The following is a 16,587-nucleotide window of genomic DNA, read 5'->3' as shown; positions in this document are numbered from 1 at the left end:
AGAGTTGGAGTTTAAATAATATGGAGGCGCTGTTCGCATAGGTTTAATAATGCTGGGGTAAAAGGACGGCGTTCTGGAAATTGAGTGCTGATCTGAATATGTCTAACTAAGGTGAGGGTGGTGTAAGTTTCAATAGCAAGAGGGGATTTATCTTTTGTCAGTTGCAGAAATGTTTGAGTTAGGGTTTTTTCACATTCGTGCAATGCTTCTGAATTACCAAAGGTGCGAAGGCTGTATTCTTTTATATGACCGATGTAGTTACCAATATCCAGCGCCGGATTACCTTCACAATATAAATCTAGGTCGATGAGATATAACCGAGAATTATGAATAATCACTTGATCTGGATAGAAATCACGATGAATACCACAGGGTTTTGCTTCTGGTGTATTTTGTCCTAAATGATCACATTTTTCTAAGATTTTTTCTAACCGTGCTTGCCATTCGGGATATTGTTGTATGACTAATGGAAGGCGTTCATGTAAAATTCGCAGTTCGTCTGACATAGTATGAGAACGGCGCGGAGGAATATTAGTTTGATGAAGTTTATGAGCAACTTCAGCAATTCTTTTTGCTATTAAAATATTATTATTATTTTGCGTGAGGAATCGAGTAGCGATATCACCTTCAACCTTGCGCTGTAACCACATCTGCCATTCTGGAATTATCCCTACAGGTTCAGGGACAGAAATCCCATCATCACTATCATCAGCAAATCCTGCATCCCACAAAGATTTTTGTAACTCATAACTATGATAATCGGTTCCCTTAGCTCTCACCTTACCAATCAGCGTCATGATTTCCCCAGAATCATGAATAAATTCATATTCAATCAAACAACGCCGCCCAGGTTTGTGACGAATAACTTCAATTTTTTGCAGGTGCATATTTTGAGCCTTAACCAAACACCGACTAAAACATTCTTCAACCTGCAACCGATCAATTGCAGCCGACAAAAAAGGCATCTTACTATCAACTAAATTGATTAACACTTTGCGTACCTTTGCGCTTACCTCAGCGTTCCTTTGCGTTTCCTCTCTCCACCCTCAATTCCCATAGCACTCTGCACCTGATACAAAGCCGCATAACGCCCATTTTGTTGCATCAATTGCAAATGAGAACCTTGTTCCACCACCCGCCCATTTTCCAGATAAAGAATAATATCTGCACGAGTTGCAAAATAAAGGTCATGAGTAATTAAAAAAGTCGTGCGATTTGCCGATAACCTTTGCAGCGCATCAATCACAGCCTTCTCATTACCCTTATCTAAACCCGTAGTTGGTTCATCTAAAATCAAGATAGGAGCTTGACGAATCGCCGCACGTGCGATCGCAATTCGTTGGCGTTGTCCACCAGAAAGGGTTGCGCCTCTTTCCCCTACAAGCGTGTCGTATCCTTGCGGTAAACCTGCGATAAAATCATGAGCATTCGCTAAACGCGCCGCCTCTTCAATTTCCGCATCAGACACCCCAGCAATCCCGTAGGCGATATTTTCTCGAATAGAAGCGGCAAATAACAGACTATCTTGCAAAACTACACTAATTTGCGGACGTAATGATTCTAATGTGTACTCTCGGATGTCCCGCCCATCAATCATTACTTGTCCTGATGTTGGGTCATAAAGTCGCAATAATAGACTGACTAATGTCGATTTACCACCACCGGAAGTCCCTACAATCGCGACTTGCTGTCCCGGTTGAATATTTAAATTAATATCTTGCAGTAAAACTTGTCCTGAATCATAAGCAAAGTCAACGTGATCAAAACACACCGCACCTCGAAAAATCGGGGCGGGAATTGCATCAGGCGCATCACGGACATCAGGTTCCTCTTGTAAGATATCTAAAATTCGCTCACCAGAAGCAGCAGCTTTAGCGAGTCTTGCAGTGTACTTAGCGAAGTTATGAACTGGCTTAAAGGCGTTCTTTAGATAGGTGATGAATACCAGCACATCCCCAGGTGTTAAAGCATCGCGCAGCGCCAGCCAGGAGCCATACCATAAAACAATTGCGGTTCCCAGGGCAATCACCGCATCAACGGTACGTTCTAAGTGCGCCGCCAGCCGTTGGGTTTTGACGCTTTCTTTGAGACTGCGCTGATTTTGTTGAGCAAACACTCGCGCAAAGGCATCCTGTAGCGAGAGGGCTTTAACCAGTTTAATCGCCGCAATGGATTCAGCCGCAGTCGCCGCTACCGCCCCTTCTTGTTTGCGTTGCTTTAATGAAGACTCTCGAATTCGCTGGCTGAGTCGATGCGTAACTAACCAAAATAACGGTAGTGTGAATAGTGCCAGTAGGGTCAGGCTGGGATTCATCCAAAACATCACCCCAATCATGCCAAATAGGGTAAGAATGCTGACTACTAGCGGTAATGCTGCCGTGATCATAATTTCTTGGAGACGGCTAGCATCGCTACTGACACGCACAATTAAATCGCCGCTACGAGCCTTGGTGTGATAACCCAAAGATAAATCTTGGAGATGACGATACAAATGATTTCGCACTTCACCCATGACTCGGCTACCGACTGTTGCTAGTCCGACAGTACTCCAATAAGCGGCAAAGGCGCGTAATCCGGTAAGGATGAGAACGGCAACTGCTGAAAATGTCAGTAATGTGACTGGCTCCAGTTCAGAAATTATGGGAATATTAGTGGGTGGATTGTCCCGAATTAGAACATAATCAAAGACAAACTTGAGCGGCCAGGGTTCCAGTACCCGGAGGGCGACATCTGCAATTAGAGCGATCGCAGAAATCAAAATTAGTCCAGATTGTGGGCGAATGTAAGGCCAAAAATAAGCTAGAACTGACCATAAACCAGAAGGTTTTGACATTTATTGTCTCACCTCCACAGAGAGTCCAGCTATATGGAGAATTTGTTGAGCGATCGCATCCCAAGTATGATTTGCGATGACTGTGTTTCGGGCAGCTTGTCCTAAACTATAACGAAGAGTAGGCGATCGCCATAATGTTTCTAAGGCATTTGTCAAAGCGATCGCATCACCAGGAGGACAGAGAATACCATTCACGCCTGGATCAATTAAATCAACCAATTGCCCAATCCGGCTGACAACCACAGGCAAACCAGCCGCCATATATTCATAGACTTTCAACGGAGAGAAGTAAAAATCAGACTGCGCCGAGTAGGGTGCAACAGCAACATCCATTTTTGCCAACAATGGAGGAATTTGCTCAGGACTCACCGCCCCTGTAAATTGGGTATGAGTGTCTAATCCTTTTGCAGTTAATTCTGCTGACAAATTTTCTCGTTCCGGTCCATCACCCACAATCAAAAGTTTCGCATTGGGAACACGTTGAGACAAAAGAGAAAAAGCCTCCGTGAGAATTGGCAATCCGTGCCACGGTTTCAAAGTACCGACAAATCCCACAGTAAAAATTTCTGATTGAGTAGAAGAATCAACAGCAGAAAAACGCTGAGGATTTACCCCATTAGGAATCACATAAACCTTAGACTCATCCACATAATCCATGAGATAAGTTTTCACCTCCTCCGAAACAGCAATCAGCGCCGTAGCAGCGTTAAAAACCCGATGAGCAACAGTTTCAGCACCTTGATAATCAATCAAACCGCGATGAGTTGCCTGTTCAGTAATCAGAGGTGAATTTACCTCTAACAATCCCGGAATCCCCCTAAGTTGAGCAAATTCCATTGCGCCATAACTCCAAAGAGAATAACGCTCATAAATCAAATCAAAACAGCCAGCTTTCTCCAAAGCCAAACCCAAATCAGGATTCATCCCCAAAGCCACCTGCTCCCTGACAGCCCTTTCTTGTTTCGGAATAGGTGGAAGCTGATGAACCGCAACATTAGTTAAATCTGCCGGTAATTCACCCCCAACGCGAGTAGCAAACAAATCCACTCCACAACCTGCGCCTTGGAAAGCTCGTATCACCTCCTGAACATGAATAGAGCATCCCTTTTGCCCAAAAACAGGAATTCCCGCATCAGCACAAACATAAGCAACTCGCACCTCTCAAACCTCCTCTGCGCCTCTGCGCCTCTGCGTGAGAAATAAACCCCGTAAAATAGCCGCATTAAGAGAAATATCAAACTCAGCTTCAATTAACTCCCTAGCCCGAATTGACAACTCAACCCGCAAAGCCGAATTAATCAGGAATTTTTCAAGTGCATTAGCTAATTCCACAGCATCATGTTGTGGCACAATTAAGCCAGTCTCCCCATCACGTACCAACTCCGGAATCCCCGTCACATCGGTACTCACACAGGGAGTTCCCAAAGCCATTGCTTCCAGTAAAACAGTAGGTAAACCATCCCGATTACCATCTTTACCAATCACATAAGGCGCTGCAAACACAGCCCCTTGCTGCATCAATTCAAACACCTCATTTTGAGGACGCGGCCCCACAATTTCCACCAGAGATTGCAATCCTAAATCTTGAATTTGCTGCTTGAGTGCAGCTTCTGATGTTCCTGTACCCACAATTTGACATTGAAACGCCACATTTCTCAGCTTCAAAATCGCACAAGCATCAATCAAAATCGATAATCCTTTCTTCTCAATTAACCGACCGACTGAAATAATTAAAGGAGGACGATTAGCGGGAGAAGAATATTGTAATTGTCGCAAATCTAAGCCATTGTAAATCCGCTTAACTTGCTTTGCCGCGACACCATAGTTCTTTTGTAAATAGTTGAGATTATAGTCACTAACAGTAACGACAGTCGCCGCATCCTCTAGCTTGCGTTCCATATCGGCAAATTCCACACTTTCATGAAAAATATCTTTAGCATGAGCAGTGAAAGTGTAGGGAATACCTGTAAAGTGAGATGCTAGGCGAGCTACACTGGTAGCCACAGTGCCAAAGTGAGCGTGTAAATGAGTTATGTTTTTGAGTTGCGCTTCCCGTGCTAACCATGCAGCTTGGTAGACAGTGCCGGCTGGCTCACCTTCAGCCATTGACAATTTTGACCAAAAATGGGGGATAACTTGACTAGCTTCTTGTAATTCTGCCCAAAAATAGCTAGCGGCTGTAGGAGCCAGACTATTGAGTGATGCGCTCACCCGTCCTTGAATTGGCTTGCGAATGTAGGTTACAGGCGCGCGTACCTGAGAAATAATATTTTGAAAATGAGTGTCACAGGGTGGTCTTAATGCGAAAATTTCAATGTCTAAGCCAGCTGCTTCATGCGCCAAAATTTCGTTGACAACAAAGGTTTCAGAATATCGAGGATAACGTTTGAGAACATAACCAACACTTGTCATAATTCGTAATTCGTAATTCGTAATTCGTAATTTAAGAAGGTGCTATTTTAGTATTTCTTAACTCATCTATCTTTATTCAAGAAGCTTGTTCTGATGAATGATGAGCAGACATGAGGATTTCATCGACGAATTGGACAATACTGCTGAGTCCATTCAAATCAACACAATTACGAACTTGTGGTGGCTCGCCTGCTTGCATTAACCAGTCTGTCAATGCTTGGGATGTTAAATTACGTGGATGTAACATATCAGTTAAACCAAGTTCCTGTAAGCGTTCGGCACGAATCAATTGCTCTCGCCGGGGTTTTGTTCGAGGTATGATTAGCGATCGCTTTTGAAATGACAATAATTCACAAGTTGTGTTGTAACCGCCCATAGAAATCACCCTTTCGGCGCGATTGAGTAACAGTGTCGGCTCGGCTAAATATTCCAACACCCGCAAATTATCCCGTTTAGCAGCATAGTTCTGAAGTTGTTGTCTGACTTTTCTGGGCATAAACGGCCCTGTCAAAATGATCCCGTTCATCTCTGGTGGTAGTTCAGCATGAGCAAATGCTGCTGCTAACAGCGCTCCATCTTGTCCACCACCTACCAAGCACAATGCTAATCTTTCCGATGGTAAATTCAGCGATTTAAATGCTTGAACGCTTTCGATATCAATGAATTTGAGGCGGCTACGCTGGTCAAGATAGCCCGTGTAACGGATTTTGTCCAGAGTTTTCGGATGAAAGCGATACTCTTGTGCTAGGTCATAGATAGCGGGATCACCATACACCCAAACTGCATCATAGTAGGTTTGAATTGCCTCTTCATTACCTCCTCGCTTCCAATCTCGACGAACAGAAGCGGGTTCATCTAAGACATCCCGTAAACCTAGAATGCAGCGTGTTTTTACTTGGGTACGCAAGTAATCTAGGGTGGGATCTAGCTCTCTGACTGCTCCTCTTGGGACATTATCTACAATAAAAATATCAGGTTTAAAAGTTTTAATTGTGGTTAAAATAACTTGCGATCGCAGTGTAATAATTTCCTGCAATGACAGATCCAATCTTCTTGCTTGATACTGCCCATGAATGTTTTTGTGCAAAGCAGGTAAAATCAAACAATCTACACCTGGAGGTGTTGGGACATTGCTGGCATCTGGGATGCCACTAATCATTAAAACATCAATTTCTAAAGGTGAACATCCTAAAGTTTGAGCAATCAACAAATTACGGCGTTTGTGTCCTAGCCCCATTGTGTCGTGGGAATATAAAGCAATCCGCCACTTACGAGGATTACTAGATAAATTATTCACATTTGAAGGCGCGACGTTAGCCGACACTCCTGTGATCTCTCCAGAATTGGGAAAAAAGTTGTTCATTTGCACTCCTGACAAAAGTTTAATCCGGTAATTTATAGCATTTTGATGGCAATATCCAAATAATTAGCCTGCCTATGCAGACTCAGTTCACCAGTGTTATACTTCAGCCTGTAGGTGGATAATTTGCTAGTCAGGCTGGATTAAAAATTTCCCAAATTCAAATAACACTATTTAAAAAAATAACTTTATATTTATGGAAATTAGCCTGATCAATTATGGAAAATCACACTTCTGAAATCGAATTAAATCACATCCAATTTTACCGATTAATCATGCATCGCTTGGGCAATATTTACTGACATTTTACCTTCAATTTGATATTTCCTCCTTTTTTAGACTTTTTCTAGAAAACTTACATTAAGAATAGGTTATCAAATTTTTAAGAAAAGTTAAACACTATCCTATAACATATCAAGTTTTGATGCAAGTTTCATGAAAATTTCATGAGAAGTTTCTCATGTTTGATTACTCAATGAATTGGAGAATTTCAACCGAGATTTCAAATTTGCTGAAAAAGGTGATAAGTAGCTCAAACTACAAAAACGTAATCCCCAGATCCCCGACTTCTCTAAGAAGTCGGGGATCTATATGCTCAATGTTTTATGTTTAATTATGTTGAGCTACTTATCGCCCAATTGTGTTCAGCCAAAAATTATGTATATTTCCTAAATAGTTATACAATTACTGCCAAGTTTTGCTCAACGAAGTTAACCTGAATGGATTAACTGTAAATTTAATCAACATTACTTGTTGATCAACAAGATACCAATTTAAATAGCTTTAAATGAAAAGGCATAAAAATGAGCAGGTCAATAAACCGTTTTGGCGATCGCCTCCGGCGCGGCTTTGCCGATCGCTTATCGTTCTACAAAATATCTCAGTTGTTGACAATATGGCAGCAAGTATTGGGAGAAGCCCGCACCCGGATTTTGCTCTGGTACTTACTAATTTTAGGCAGTACATTTCTGGTGGCGATTCCGGCATTTCATTACCAGATATATCAGCACATTGATCAGCGGGTTCGTCAGGATATGGAAACAGATATGATGGCTTTCCAGGCATTGATGGACGGCAAAAGCTTTGTTCCAGAAGATGGATTGACTGATGATAACCTGGAAAAGATGGTAACCGAGTCACAGCAATTGAATCAGTTACACTCTGCACCAGAACAAATGACTGAGCTAGTCTCCACAGAAGACTTAAAGAAGCTATTTCGAGCTTATTTACTGTATCGACTACCCGAAGATGAATCCTACTTCATCACGTTTATCGATGGTGAATTTTATAAATCTAGTCCTAGCCCTCGCCCCAAGATTTTAGCCAGAAACTCATTACTAATGAGACAGTGGGCAAAACAAACCCAAGCGGAACGAGGAGAAAAAGAATTTTTTGCCCCTAAATTTAGTAAGATTCTTTACATGGTGGAACCGGTCACGATAAATGGACAAGCACGGGGAATTTTTGTAGTAGCCCACAATACAGCTGGGGAACGGGAAGAAGCTTTAGAAGCAGTCTCTGTGTTTGTGCAAGCTTCCAGCTTAGTGTTTATCGTGTCTTTAATTCTGACCTGGTTAACGGCGGGGCGCATACTGGCTCCGCTGGGGATAATTATCACTACAGCTCATGCTATCAGTGAGTCAGATTTAACTCAGCGCTTACCTACGCGAGATCGGGGGGAATTGGGAGAATTGGCCAAGACATTCAACGAAATGATGGACAGGCTGGAAGCAGCTTTTGCCAGTCAGCGTGAATTTGTCAATGATGCTGGACACGAACTGAGAACACCGATTACCATCATTCGCGGACATTTAGAATTGATCGGAGATGATCCCCAAGAACAACAGGAAACTTTAGCATTGGTGATCAGCGAACTAGACCGGATGAGCCGTTTGGTTGATGATTTAATTTTGCTGGCCAAGGCAGAACGTGCCGATTTTTTACAGATCACAACAGTAAATGTGGCAGAGTTAACTGAGGAATTGTTTATTAAAGCCCAAGCACTGGCAGAGAGGGACTGGCAATTAGATTCTATAGCTAAAGGTCAGATTGTCGTTGATCGTCAAAGAATTACGGAAGCTGTGATTAATTTGGCGCAGAATGCGACTCAGCACACTGGGGAGAGTGATACTATTTCCATAGGTTCTGCGATCGCTAAAGGCAAGGTGCGCTTCTGGATACGTGATACAGGCGAAGGTATTCCCCTAGTGGATCAAAAACGGATTTTTGAACGCTTTGCTCGAACTTCCAACAGTCGCCGTCGTTCGGAAGGTGCGGGACTAGGGCTATCCATTGTGCGCGCGATCGCCGAATCTCACGATGGGGAAGTATTACTTCGTAGTCAATTAGGAAAAGGTTCGATGTTTACCATCACGTTACCACTCGATCCGCCGCAAAAAGTGAGTGCCTATGCCCAATATTCTCATCGTTGAAGATGAACCCCGAATTGCTTCATTCATTCAAAAGGGATTGCGATCGCAAGGGTTCACAACCACAATTGTCACAGATGGGCAGTACGTCTTAGATGTAGTACAAAGTAGCACATTTGACTTGCTAATTCTGGATTTGAGATTGCCGGGAAAAGATGGATTTCAAGTTCTGGAAGAACTACGGGGACAAGGGGAAGACATACCTGTGATTATCCTCTCTGCCCGCAGTGACATTCATCACAAAGTGGCTGGACTCGAAGGAGGTGCAGATGATTATGTTACCAAACCTTTCCGATTTGAAGAACTCCTAGCGCGGGTACGGTTACGGTTGCGAAGTCCCAGACCTGTCAGAGATGCCGAAGAATTTAGCCTCAAAGCTGGTCATGTGGTGCTTGATTTGCGGACTCGACAAGTGAAAATAGGCGATCGCCTGATCGAATTACCAGCCCGTGAATTTGCGATGGCAGAAATGTTTTGCCGCCATCCAGGACAAGTCATCAGTCGCGAACAATTATTAGATTACGTTTGGGGTTATGACTACAACCCAGGTTCTAATATTGTGGATGTGTATGTCGGTTATCTTCGCAAGAAACTAGGCAGCAAAGTCATTGAGACAGTTAGAGGTATGGGTTATCGGTTGCGAACCTAGTGAGGAGCATCCATGACACTCCTTGTTCACTGTGTTCGCGTAGGGTAGCCAAAATTCTCAAGCTTTTTATCCTGAGCGCAGCCATAGTTTCTTAGCTATCGCGTTGCACAGAAAATGGATAAAATCGATGAAATATTTCTCAATTAGGGTGGAGTCAAAGACATAGACAAATCTGCTGCGTGTTTCTTCCACAGTGGGATATCCCCGGTCAATTTTTCAATCATGTAATTTCCCACAATCGCTTCTGAACATTTATGCTTCCACCAATTCAATGATTTCTGGTGCAGTTCTTCCATGAGTTGCTGATTGTCTAGCAGATTTTCTAATATCTTCTCTACATCCTGCCAATCCTTGATTTGAATCACAGGCGCTCCATCTAAATACCACCTTGAAGGCAAAGCTTCTGTCACCAAAATACAACCATATTTCATAGCTTCAAACAAACGAGTAGTTTCAAAGGACGTACCTCTGGGAACCAAACATATTTTAGTATCCATCATGATTTCACAATAACTACGCTCATCTTCACTAGTTCTATTACGGAAGCCACCAGTAATTGATAACTCAACTTTCAAACCAGGATTTTTTTTCTGGAACTTCTTTAAACTCGATATCATTAGTTTTCGAGCCAAGGCTTTGGGAGTTCCTAACCAGTGTTTCAAAGACCATACAGGATAAGGTATATGTATGACGCTACCAGAAAAATAAGTTTCATAGAGACGATCTTTGATATTCTTGATGGGCAAATCTTTTGAGTTGTTGTAACCCAAAGGAATTTCAAAGATTCTGCCAATTGTCTCTTTGCCTGATAACCAGCTTTTTAACTTGTTAAAACTATAATTAATCAGACCTGGAGAACAGACTAGCAAGACTCGCAAAAATTGAATTAGCGTCAGCAAATTTAACAAAGAAGGTTTACGAAATGGATTACATCCGAGTATTGGTCGTGTGCCTATGCACTTAAATACTGCCCTGACTTTGTGAGCATATTTGGGTATGCGATACCATTCATCACCGATTACTAACACGACAACATTTGTCCCATAAGATGGTAGTTCATCTATTTGATCCCAAGTTACATAAAATATTAAACCGCTAACCTGGAAACTATTCTCGATAGTCTGTAATACCTGACTAAAATATGTAGCCGAGCCAAAGTTGATCGGGGGATTACTGTCATATATATTCCAAGGTATTGGTTTTTGTTCTCGTTTCATGTAGATATAGTACTGATTGGCAAGCGTATTGATTACAGACATTTCAGTTTGGTGCATTTGTAAGGAGATAGGTAATGTTTGTTCACAACATATAAATATCAGACATTGATCAATCATCAATTCCTTTGATTGGAAATAATTAAAATCTACCACCCAATTTTGTAGAGACGTAATGATTGAACGGGGAGGATCTCAGTTTTGCAAATGTATTCTAAATCGACCCCTCTTGCCTGGAAACAGGATTCCTGCTGCCTCTACTAAGGGGGGTGAAGTTTTCTAGGGCTTTGTCAAAAAATGAGATAATCCCGATGAACGTCTACCTGTGACTATTTGGCGATTTATACCTAAATTCAATCATGCCAAATAGAATAATTGTGGGATGTGTGATTTAATTTTTATACCTTTTCTTCATGAGGATGTCCCTAATTTTCTAAAGTCTCTAAGCTTATTTGTATAGCCACAGGCTAAAGAATGAGGATTAATATAACTTAGCCTCACGTAGAATTGGGATGAGAAAGAGGAAGATGCACATCAAGAAACAATGAGCGATCACTGATTTTTATATAGACAATTCAAGCATATTTTTTGATGAATTTCATTAAGGTTATGTATATTTTTCTAATGTATTATTTGAAGATAGTATAAATATTTATATACGGAATATAAAGTTAGTTAGATAAGTATAAAATTAATTAATATTTAGCTGATTATCTTTGTATTAATACTTTTACAATTCCTGTCTATTTCCATCTTGTCGCTTATCATATCTGAGGAAAATGAATTTAGTAATTGATGATACAATATTGATTAGAGTATCAATAATATACAGCATATTTCATCTGAGTCAGCTAGGTAAGGGCGGGCAGGATTACCATTCCACAAGATGTGTAGGATTAAAATGTGTACTTCGTTTACTTACAAAGTGCTGTAAATAAATACTTGGTCTTTTAAAAGACATTTTCCAAGCAATGCTAAATTAAAATTATTTAAATATATTATGGCATTTTTTTTTGAGTTATGCCATATTCAAGCTGATTGAGATCAGGAAACAATGAAAGTATCCTTAAAATGATCTTTCTCAAAAACAATTAGTTTGGATATAGGTAATTATATAATGTTGATTGACGCACGGACAATTCCTCAAGATGAAACTCTTGAAACTGAAGTTTGTATTGTTGGGGCTGGTCCAGCCGGTATTACTTTGGCTCGTGAATTAGCTGGGACAGACTTTAGGGTTGTTTTATTAGAAAGTGGTGGACTAGATTTTGATCAGAATACTCAGTCACTTTCTCAAGGAGAAAGTGTTGATAATCATTTTGATACATTAGAAAGTCAGCGTTGTTTTCAGTTTGGTGGTACAGCAAACTTTTGGAAAATTCGACTAGGTAATAATGTCATTGGTGTGAGGTACGTACCATTAGACAAAGTAGATTTTGAAAAGCGAGATTGGCTACCTTATAGTGGTTGGCCTTTCGATAAATCTCACCTCGATCCTTTCTATAAACGCGCTCAAGCACTTTGCCAACTTGGAGATTTTGCTTATGATGCTGACGCTTGGTCAGATGCTGACACTCCTCAGCTACCATTTTCTGGAAATGTAACGACTAATATGTTTCAGTTTGGTCCTCGTGCTGTATTTACCCATGAGTCCCGTGAAGCAATTAACCAAGCTAGTAACATTACTACCTATCTCAACGCTAACTTAGTAGAAATAGAAACAGATGACACAGCTAAAAACGTAACTCGCTTACGAGTCGCCTGTTTGTCAGGTAAAGAATTTTGGGTTAGTGCTAAAGTTGTCATTCTAGCTACAGGTGGTATAGAAACGGCACGTTTACTATTGCTATCAAATAAAATTCAAACAACTGGTTTAGGTAATCAAAATGATCTAGTAGGGAGATTCTTTATGGATCATTCTCTAGTTAATGGTGGTAAATTGATTCCTAATAATCCAGAAATTTTTCAGAAAACAGCTTTATACGATTTGCGGCGAGTGAATGACATTCCTGTCATGGGCAAGTTAACTTTAGCAGAAGAAGTTATGCAGCGTGAACAATTACTAAATATAAGTACATTACTATTTCCTATCCCCAAACTATATCAGTTAAAAGCAGTCAATTCTCTGAAAACATTGCTGTTATCAATACATAATCCACAAGTCCGTCAAGATATTCTTAAACATTTAAAAAATATTGTTCTCGGTCTTGATTATCTTTTGCCTGCTGCTTACGGAACAATTGTCAACCAGCAACCTTTTATTCCTAGTCTGGCTTGGGGTGGTTGGTCGTATATTCCAGACAAGGAAAAACGATTTGCTGAGTTTAGACTACTCCAGCTAGCTGAACAAGTACCCGATCCAGACAATCGTATAACACTAACTGCCGATCGCGATCGCCTGGGTCGTCAGCGAGTCAAGTTACACTGGCGTTGGAATGAGATTGATATTGAACAGATCAAGAGAAGCCAAGAAATTTTACAACAAGAAATTGCTCGCGCTGGCATCGGTGAGTTACAAATAGAACGAGATGGTAATAATCTCCCAGAATTAATCCATCCTGGTCTACATCATCACATGGGAACAACACGGATGCATGATCATCCCCAGCAGGGTGTTGTAGACCGTAATTGCCAAGTCCACGGCATTTCTAACCTATTTATCGCCAGTAGCTCCGTATTTCCCACAGGGGGCTATGCTAATCCTACACTCACCATTGTGGCTTTAGCTATTAGGTTAGCTGACCATCTGAAAACAGTCATGGCATAGCTGACACAAAGTTGAGCTTCTTGATCTTTGCACGCCGCCTTTTCCTGTTCTAGTCCCCCCTACCGGAACGCTTTCCAGTTCATCTTAGTCGTGGTTGACTATGAAACAGCATGACAACTTCGATGAACTGGCTTTTGGTCGGTCAAATAGATCCTTGGAATCAAGTAACTCCAGTTCAAACACCAGCAATTTTCGATATTGGTTCAGCCATTTGAAGGTTGCTCAAAAGATTGGCCTGGGATATGGAGTGCTTTTGAGTATCGCTGTATTGGGAACGAGTATTGGGTTCCTGATTGCCGATTATTATCAGCAACAAGCGCAAAAGCGCGAAGAAGCCGCCATTGAAGAGTTATATCAGATGTATCAACTCAAAACCATTGTGTTTCGTGTGCGGACAAACCAACACAAGCTGATTTTATACATGGAGCAACCAAGGAGATGGCGAGAACAATATACTTTGTTACTGAAGTATGTTGAAGAAGCTAGACAAGTTTGGTTTGAGTTCAAAGCTAGTTACAGCACTGAGAACAGTATCATCTATGATTCTGTAATTGAACAAGAAGCAGTTCATCGCTTGTTGCAGAACTACAAAGACTTTGATATTTATTTACAGCGTACAGAGGCTTTGTTTCGCGATAACAATCCCAGTAAATTATCACCAAGGGAGATTAAGACAGTACAAACCGAACTGTTCAATTTCATGCATGGTTCATCAGTGTTTATGATTGATGCTTTTCTCGATGACATCACGAATATTGTGGAAGTCATATCTGAGGAGTATCAGCAAGCCAATTGGGAATTGCAAAGGGCTGAAAAATTACGCCTGTACATTATTGTCGGTAGCCTGTCACTATCAATTGCGATCGCCACATTACTAGCAATTTACACTAGTGGTACTATAGCTCGTCCCATTCAAGCAGTTACCCATATTGCCCAACAGGTAACAGAGCAATCTAATTTTGATTTGCAAGCACCAGTCACAACTAATGATGAAGTGGGGATTTTGGCGGCTTCCCTGAATCGTCTCATCCAGGAAGTTCAGCAACTGATCAAAGCTCAAAATAATGCTAACGAACAGCTAGAAGTCTACAGTCAGGTACTAGAAGAAAAAGTGCGTGAACGAACGCGGGAGTTAAAGGAGAAAAATCTGAGCTTGGAGTTGGCATTAAATGAATTGCGTCGGACTCAAGCTCAACTCATAGAAACTGAGCAAAATGGTGAAAAAAACTGAGTTGATAGCTGGCGTGGCTCAACCATTACTTCTGTAGCTAGGGAGTGGGGAGTGGGAAAAAGCCATTTTGAGTGTATGTGGCGACTACAACTTGCTGTGATGTCAATTGACTAATGGGGGCTGGTTTCATATCCCGGTAGTCTAGCAATTGCACTAAAATTAGGTAGGCGATCGCTAAAAGAATCGAAATCGCACCTGTAATAACTGCAACAATTTTTGAGCGATTCATCAGTATTTCCTTTCAGTCATTTTCCTAAGTATTATAAAAGTTTACACAAATATCCCACGAACCTGATCATTTAAGATGAATGATATGCACTTCCAGCAAATTTAAATTGGGTAATTGAGCGATAAATATGGATAAACAACCGATACAAGTAATTGGAGGTGGACTAGCTGGGACAGAAGCAGCTTGGCAAATAGCCCAGGCTGGAGTGCCGGTGATTCTCCATGAAATGCGCCCAAAACGCTTTAGCCCTGCCCATCATACCGAACATCTGGCGGAATTAGTCTGTAGTAATTCCTTTGGGGCTATGGCTAGCGATCGCGCTACAGGATTATTACACGAAGAGCTACGTCAACTCAATTCCATTGTAATTTCCAAAGCCGATGAACACGCCGTTCCAGCTGGTGGGGCGCTAGCTGTAGACAGAGGACAATTTGGCCAAGACTTGACACAAACCTTATGTAATCATCCTTTAATTGAATTTCGCCGGGGTGAAGTCCCAGCTATTCCGGAAGGAATCGTAGTTTTAGCAACGGGGCCGTTAACCAGTCCAGATTTAGCCGCAGATTTGCATCGCGTAACGGGGATGGAATACCTCAGCTTTTTTGATGCGGCTAGTCCCATTGTTGTGGGAGAATCGATTAACCATGATGTTGCTTTTATGGCATCACGCTATGACAAAGGTGAAGCCGCTTACCTGAACTGTCCGATGAATAAAGAGCAATATTTGCACTTTTGGTCAGAACTTCGGCAAGCTGAACAAACTGAAATCAAGGACTTTGAACGGGAAACAGCGAAATTTTTTGAGGCTTGTTTACCCATTGAAGAACAAGCGCACCGGGGAGAAGACACGATGCGTTACGGCCCCCTGAAGCCAGTAGGATTGTCTGATACTCGCACCGGAGAACGTTCCTATGCCGTGGTACAGCTACGCCAAGAAGATAAAGCCGGTCAACTTTGGAACATGGTAGGATTCCAAACTAATCTGCGCTGGGGTGAACAAAAGCGAGTTTTCCGGCTGATTCCGGGTTTAGAAAATGCGGAATTTGTGCGTTTGGGAGTCATGCACCGCAACACTTTTATTAATGCGCCCCAATTAATGCACTCGACTTTGCAATTTAAGCAGCGTCCCACTTTGTTAGCGGCTGGACAATTGATTGGTACTGAAGGTTACAGCGCCGCCGCCGCAGATGGTTGGTTAGCGGGAACCAATGCAGCGCGCATAGCTTTGGGTAAGGAACCATTGATAGCACCACCCACTACGATGATGGGGGCGTTATTGGACTTTATTAGTTCGGCTTCTCCGAAGCATTTTCAACCAATGCCGCCGAATTTTGGCATTATGCCGGATTTAGGGGTAAAAATTAAAAGTAAGCCAGAGCGTTATGGACGTTATCGCGATCGCTCTTTGGCTGATTTAGCCAGTTGGAAAAATCAGTTTTAAGTGGGAGTGGGGAGTGGGGAGT

Annotated in this window: 12 protein-coding genes; 5 read left to right on the top strand and 7 right to left on the bottom strand. The window is 41.8% G+C overall.

Going from position 1 to position 16,587, the window contains the following annotated elements:
* Positions 1 to 11 precede the first annotated feature (11 nt).
* The 5 genes from AACX33_RS07135 to AACX33_RS07115 all read right to left on the bottom strand — a co-directional run bounded on the left by AACX33_RS07135 (position 12) and on the right by AACX33_RS07115 (position 6,608).
* Entirely contained in the window at positions 12 to 992 is a 981-nt protein-coding gene (locus AACX33_RS07135; RefSeq protein ID WP_227788661.1) for a phosphotransferase family protein, read from the bottom strand.
* Positions 993 to 1,009: 17 nt separating this feature from the next.
* On the bottom strand, positions 1,010 to 2,833 hold the full coding sequence (locus tag AACX33_RS07130) for an ABC transporter ATP-binding protein (RefSeq protein WP_193997805.1): 1,824 nt from the start codon (positions 2,831 to 2,833) through the stop codon (positions 1,010 to 1,012).
* Positions 2,834 to 3,991: a glycosyltransferase gene (locus AACX33_RS07125; RefSeq protein ID WP_193997806.1), complete on the bottom strand. Its 1,158-nt coding sequence runs from the start codon at positions 3,989 to 3,991 to the stop codon at positions 2,834 to 2,836.
* A gap of 3 nt (positions 3,992 to 3,994) precedes the next feature.
* Positions 3,995 to 5,248: a glycosyltransferase gene (locus AACX33_RS07120; RefSeq protein WP_416209810.1), complete on the bottom strand. Its 1,254-nt coding sequence runs from the start codon at positions 5,246 to 5,248 to the stop codon at positions 3,995 to 3,997.
* 73 nt (positions 5,249 to 5,321) lie between these two features.
* The gene (locus AACX33_RS07115) at positions 5,322 to 6,608 is read right to left on the bottom strand and encodes a glycosyltransferase family protein (RefSeq protein WP_193997808.1); all 1,287 of its coding nucleotides are present in this window, start codon (positions 6,606 to 6,608) and stop codon (positions 5,322 to 5,324) included.
* Positions 6,609 to 7,408: 800 nt separating this feature from the next.
* Here AACX33_RS07115 and AACX33_RS07110 point away from each other — a divergent pair.
* Both AACX33_RS07110 and AACX33_RS07105 read left to right on the top strand, forming a co-directional pair.
* The gene (locus AACX33_RS07110; protein WP_193997809.1) at positions 7,409 to 9,037 is read left to right on the top strand and encodes a sensor histidine kinase; all 1,629 of its coding nucleotides are present in this window, start codon (positions 7,409 to 7,411) and stop codon (positions 9,035 to 9,037) included.
* Positions 9,015 to 9,683, top strand: coding sequence for a response regulator transcription factor (locus tag AACX33_RS07105; RefSeq protein ID WP_193997810.1), 669 nt, complete (start codon positions 9,015 to 9,017; stop codon positions 9,681 to 9,683). The genes AACX33_RS07110 and AACX33_RS07105 overlap by 23 nt, the downstream gene beginning before the upstream one ends.
* Positions 9,684 to 9,826: 143 nt before the next feature.
* Here the strand turns inward: AACX33_RS07105 and AACX33_RS07100 are convergent, their stop codons facing one another.
* A complete protein-coding gene (locus AACX33_RS07100; protein ID WP_228048712.1) occupies positions 9,827 to 10,942 on the bottom strand; it encodes a glycosyltransferase family 47 protein in 1,116 nt (371 codons plus the stop codon).
* A 1,072-nt stretch (positions 10,943 to 12,014) separates the two neighbouring features.
* Here AACX33_RS07100 and AACX33_RS07095 point away from each other — a divergent pair.
* Together AACX33_RS07095 and AACX33_RS07090 are read left to right on the top strand one after the other, a co-directional pair.
* Positions 12,015 to 13,664 (top strand): GMC oxidoreductase, encoded by a 1,650-nt coding sequence (locus tag AACX33_RS07095; protein ID WP_193997812.1) that lies wholly within the window; start codon positions 12,015 to 12,017, stop codon positions 13,662 to 13,664.
* Between the two features lie 247 nt (positions 13,665 to 13,911).
* Complete coding sequence (locus AACX33_RS07090; RefSeq protein ID WP_227788671.1) at positions 13,912 to 14,895, top strand: HAMP domain-containing protein; 984 nt, start codon at positions 13,912 to 13,914, stop codon at positions 14,893 to 14,895.
* Between the two features lie 37 nt (positions 14,896 to 14,932).
* Here AACX33_RS07090 and AACX33_RS07085 read toward each other — a convergent pair whose 3' ends face one another.
* Complete coding sequence (locus AACX33_RS07085) at positions 14,933 to 15,124, bottom strand: hypothetical protein (RefSeq protein WP_193997814.1); 192 nt, start codon at positions 15,122 to 15,124, stop codon at positions 14,933 to 14,935.
* A 127-nt stretch (positions 15,125 to 15,251) separates the two neighbouring features.
* On the opposite strand from AACX33_RS07085, the gene trmFO reads away from it, so the two are divergent.
* Positions 15,252 to 16,565: an FADH(2)-oxidizing methylenetetrahydrofolate--tRNA-(uracil(54)-C(5))-methyltransferase TrmFO gene (gene trmFO / locus AACX33_RS07080; RefSeq protein ID WP_193997815.1), complete on the top strand. Its 1,314-nt coding sequence runs from the start codon at positions 15,252 to 15,254 to the stop codon at positions 16,563 to 16,565.
* Positions 16,566 to 16,587: the final 22 nt, after the last annotated feature.

The sequence above is a fragment of the Nodularia sp. LEGE 04288 genome (genome assembly GCF_963896525.1).
Classification (GTDB): Bacteria; Cyanobacteriota; Cyanobacteriia; order Cyanobacteriales; family Nostocaceae; genus Nodularia.
Note: the sequence above shows the minus strand (reverse complement) of the source record. Positions and strands in the feature narration are given on the sequence as shown.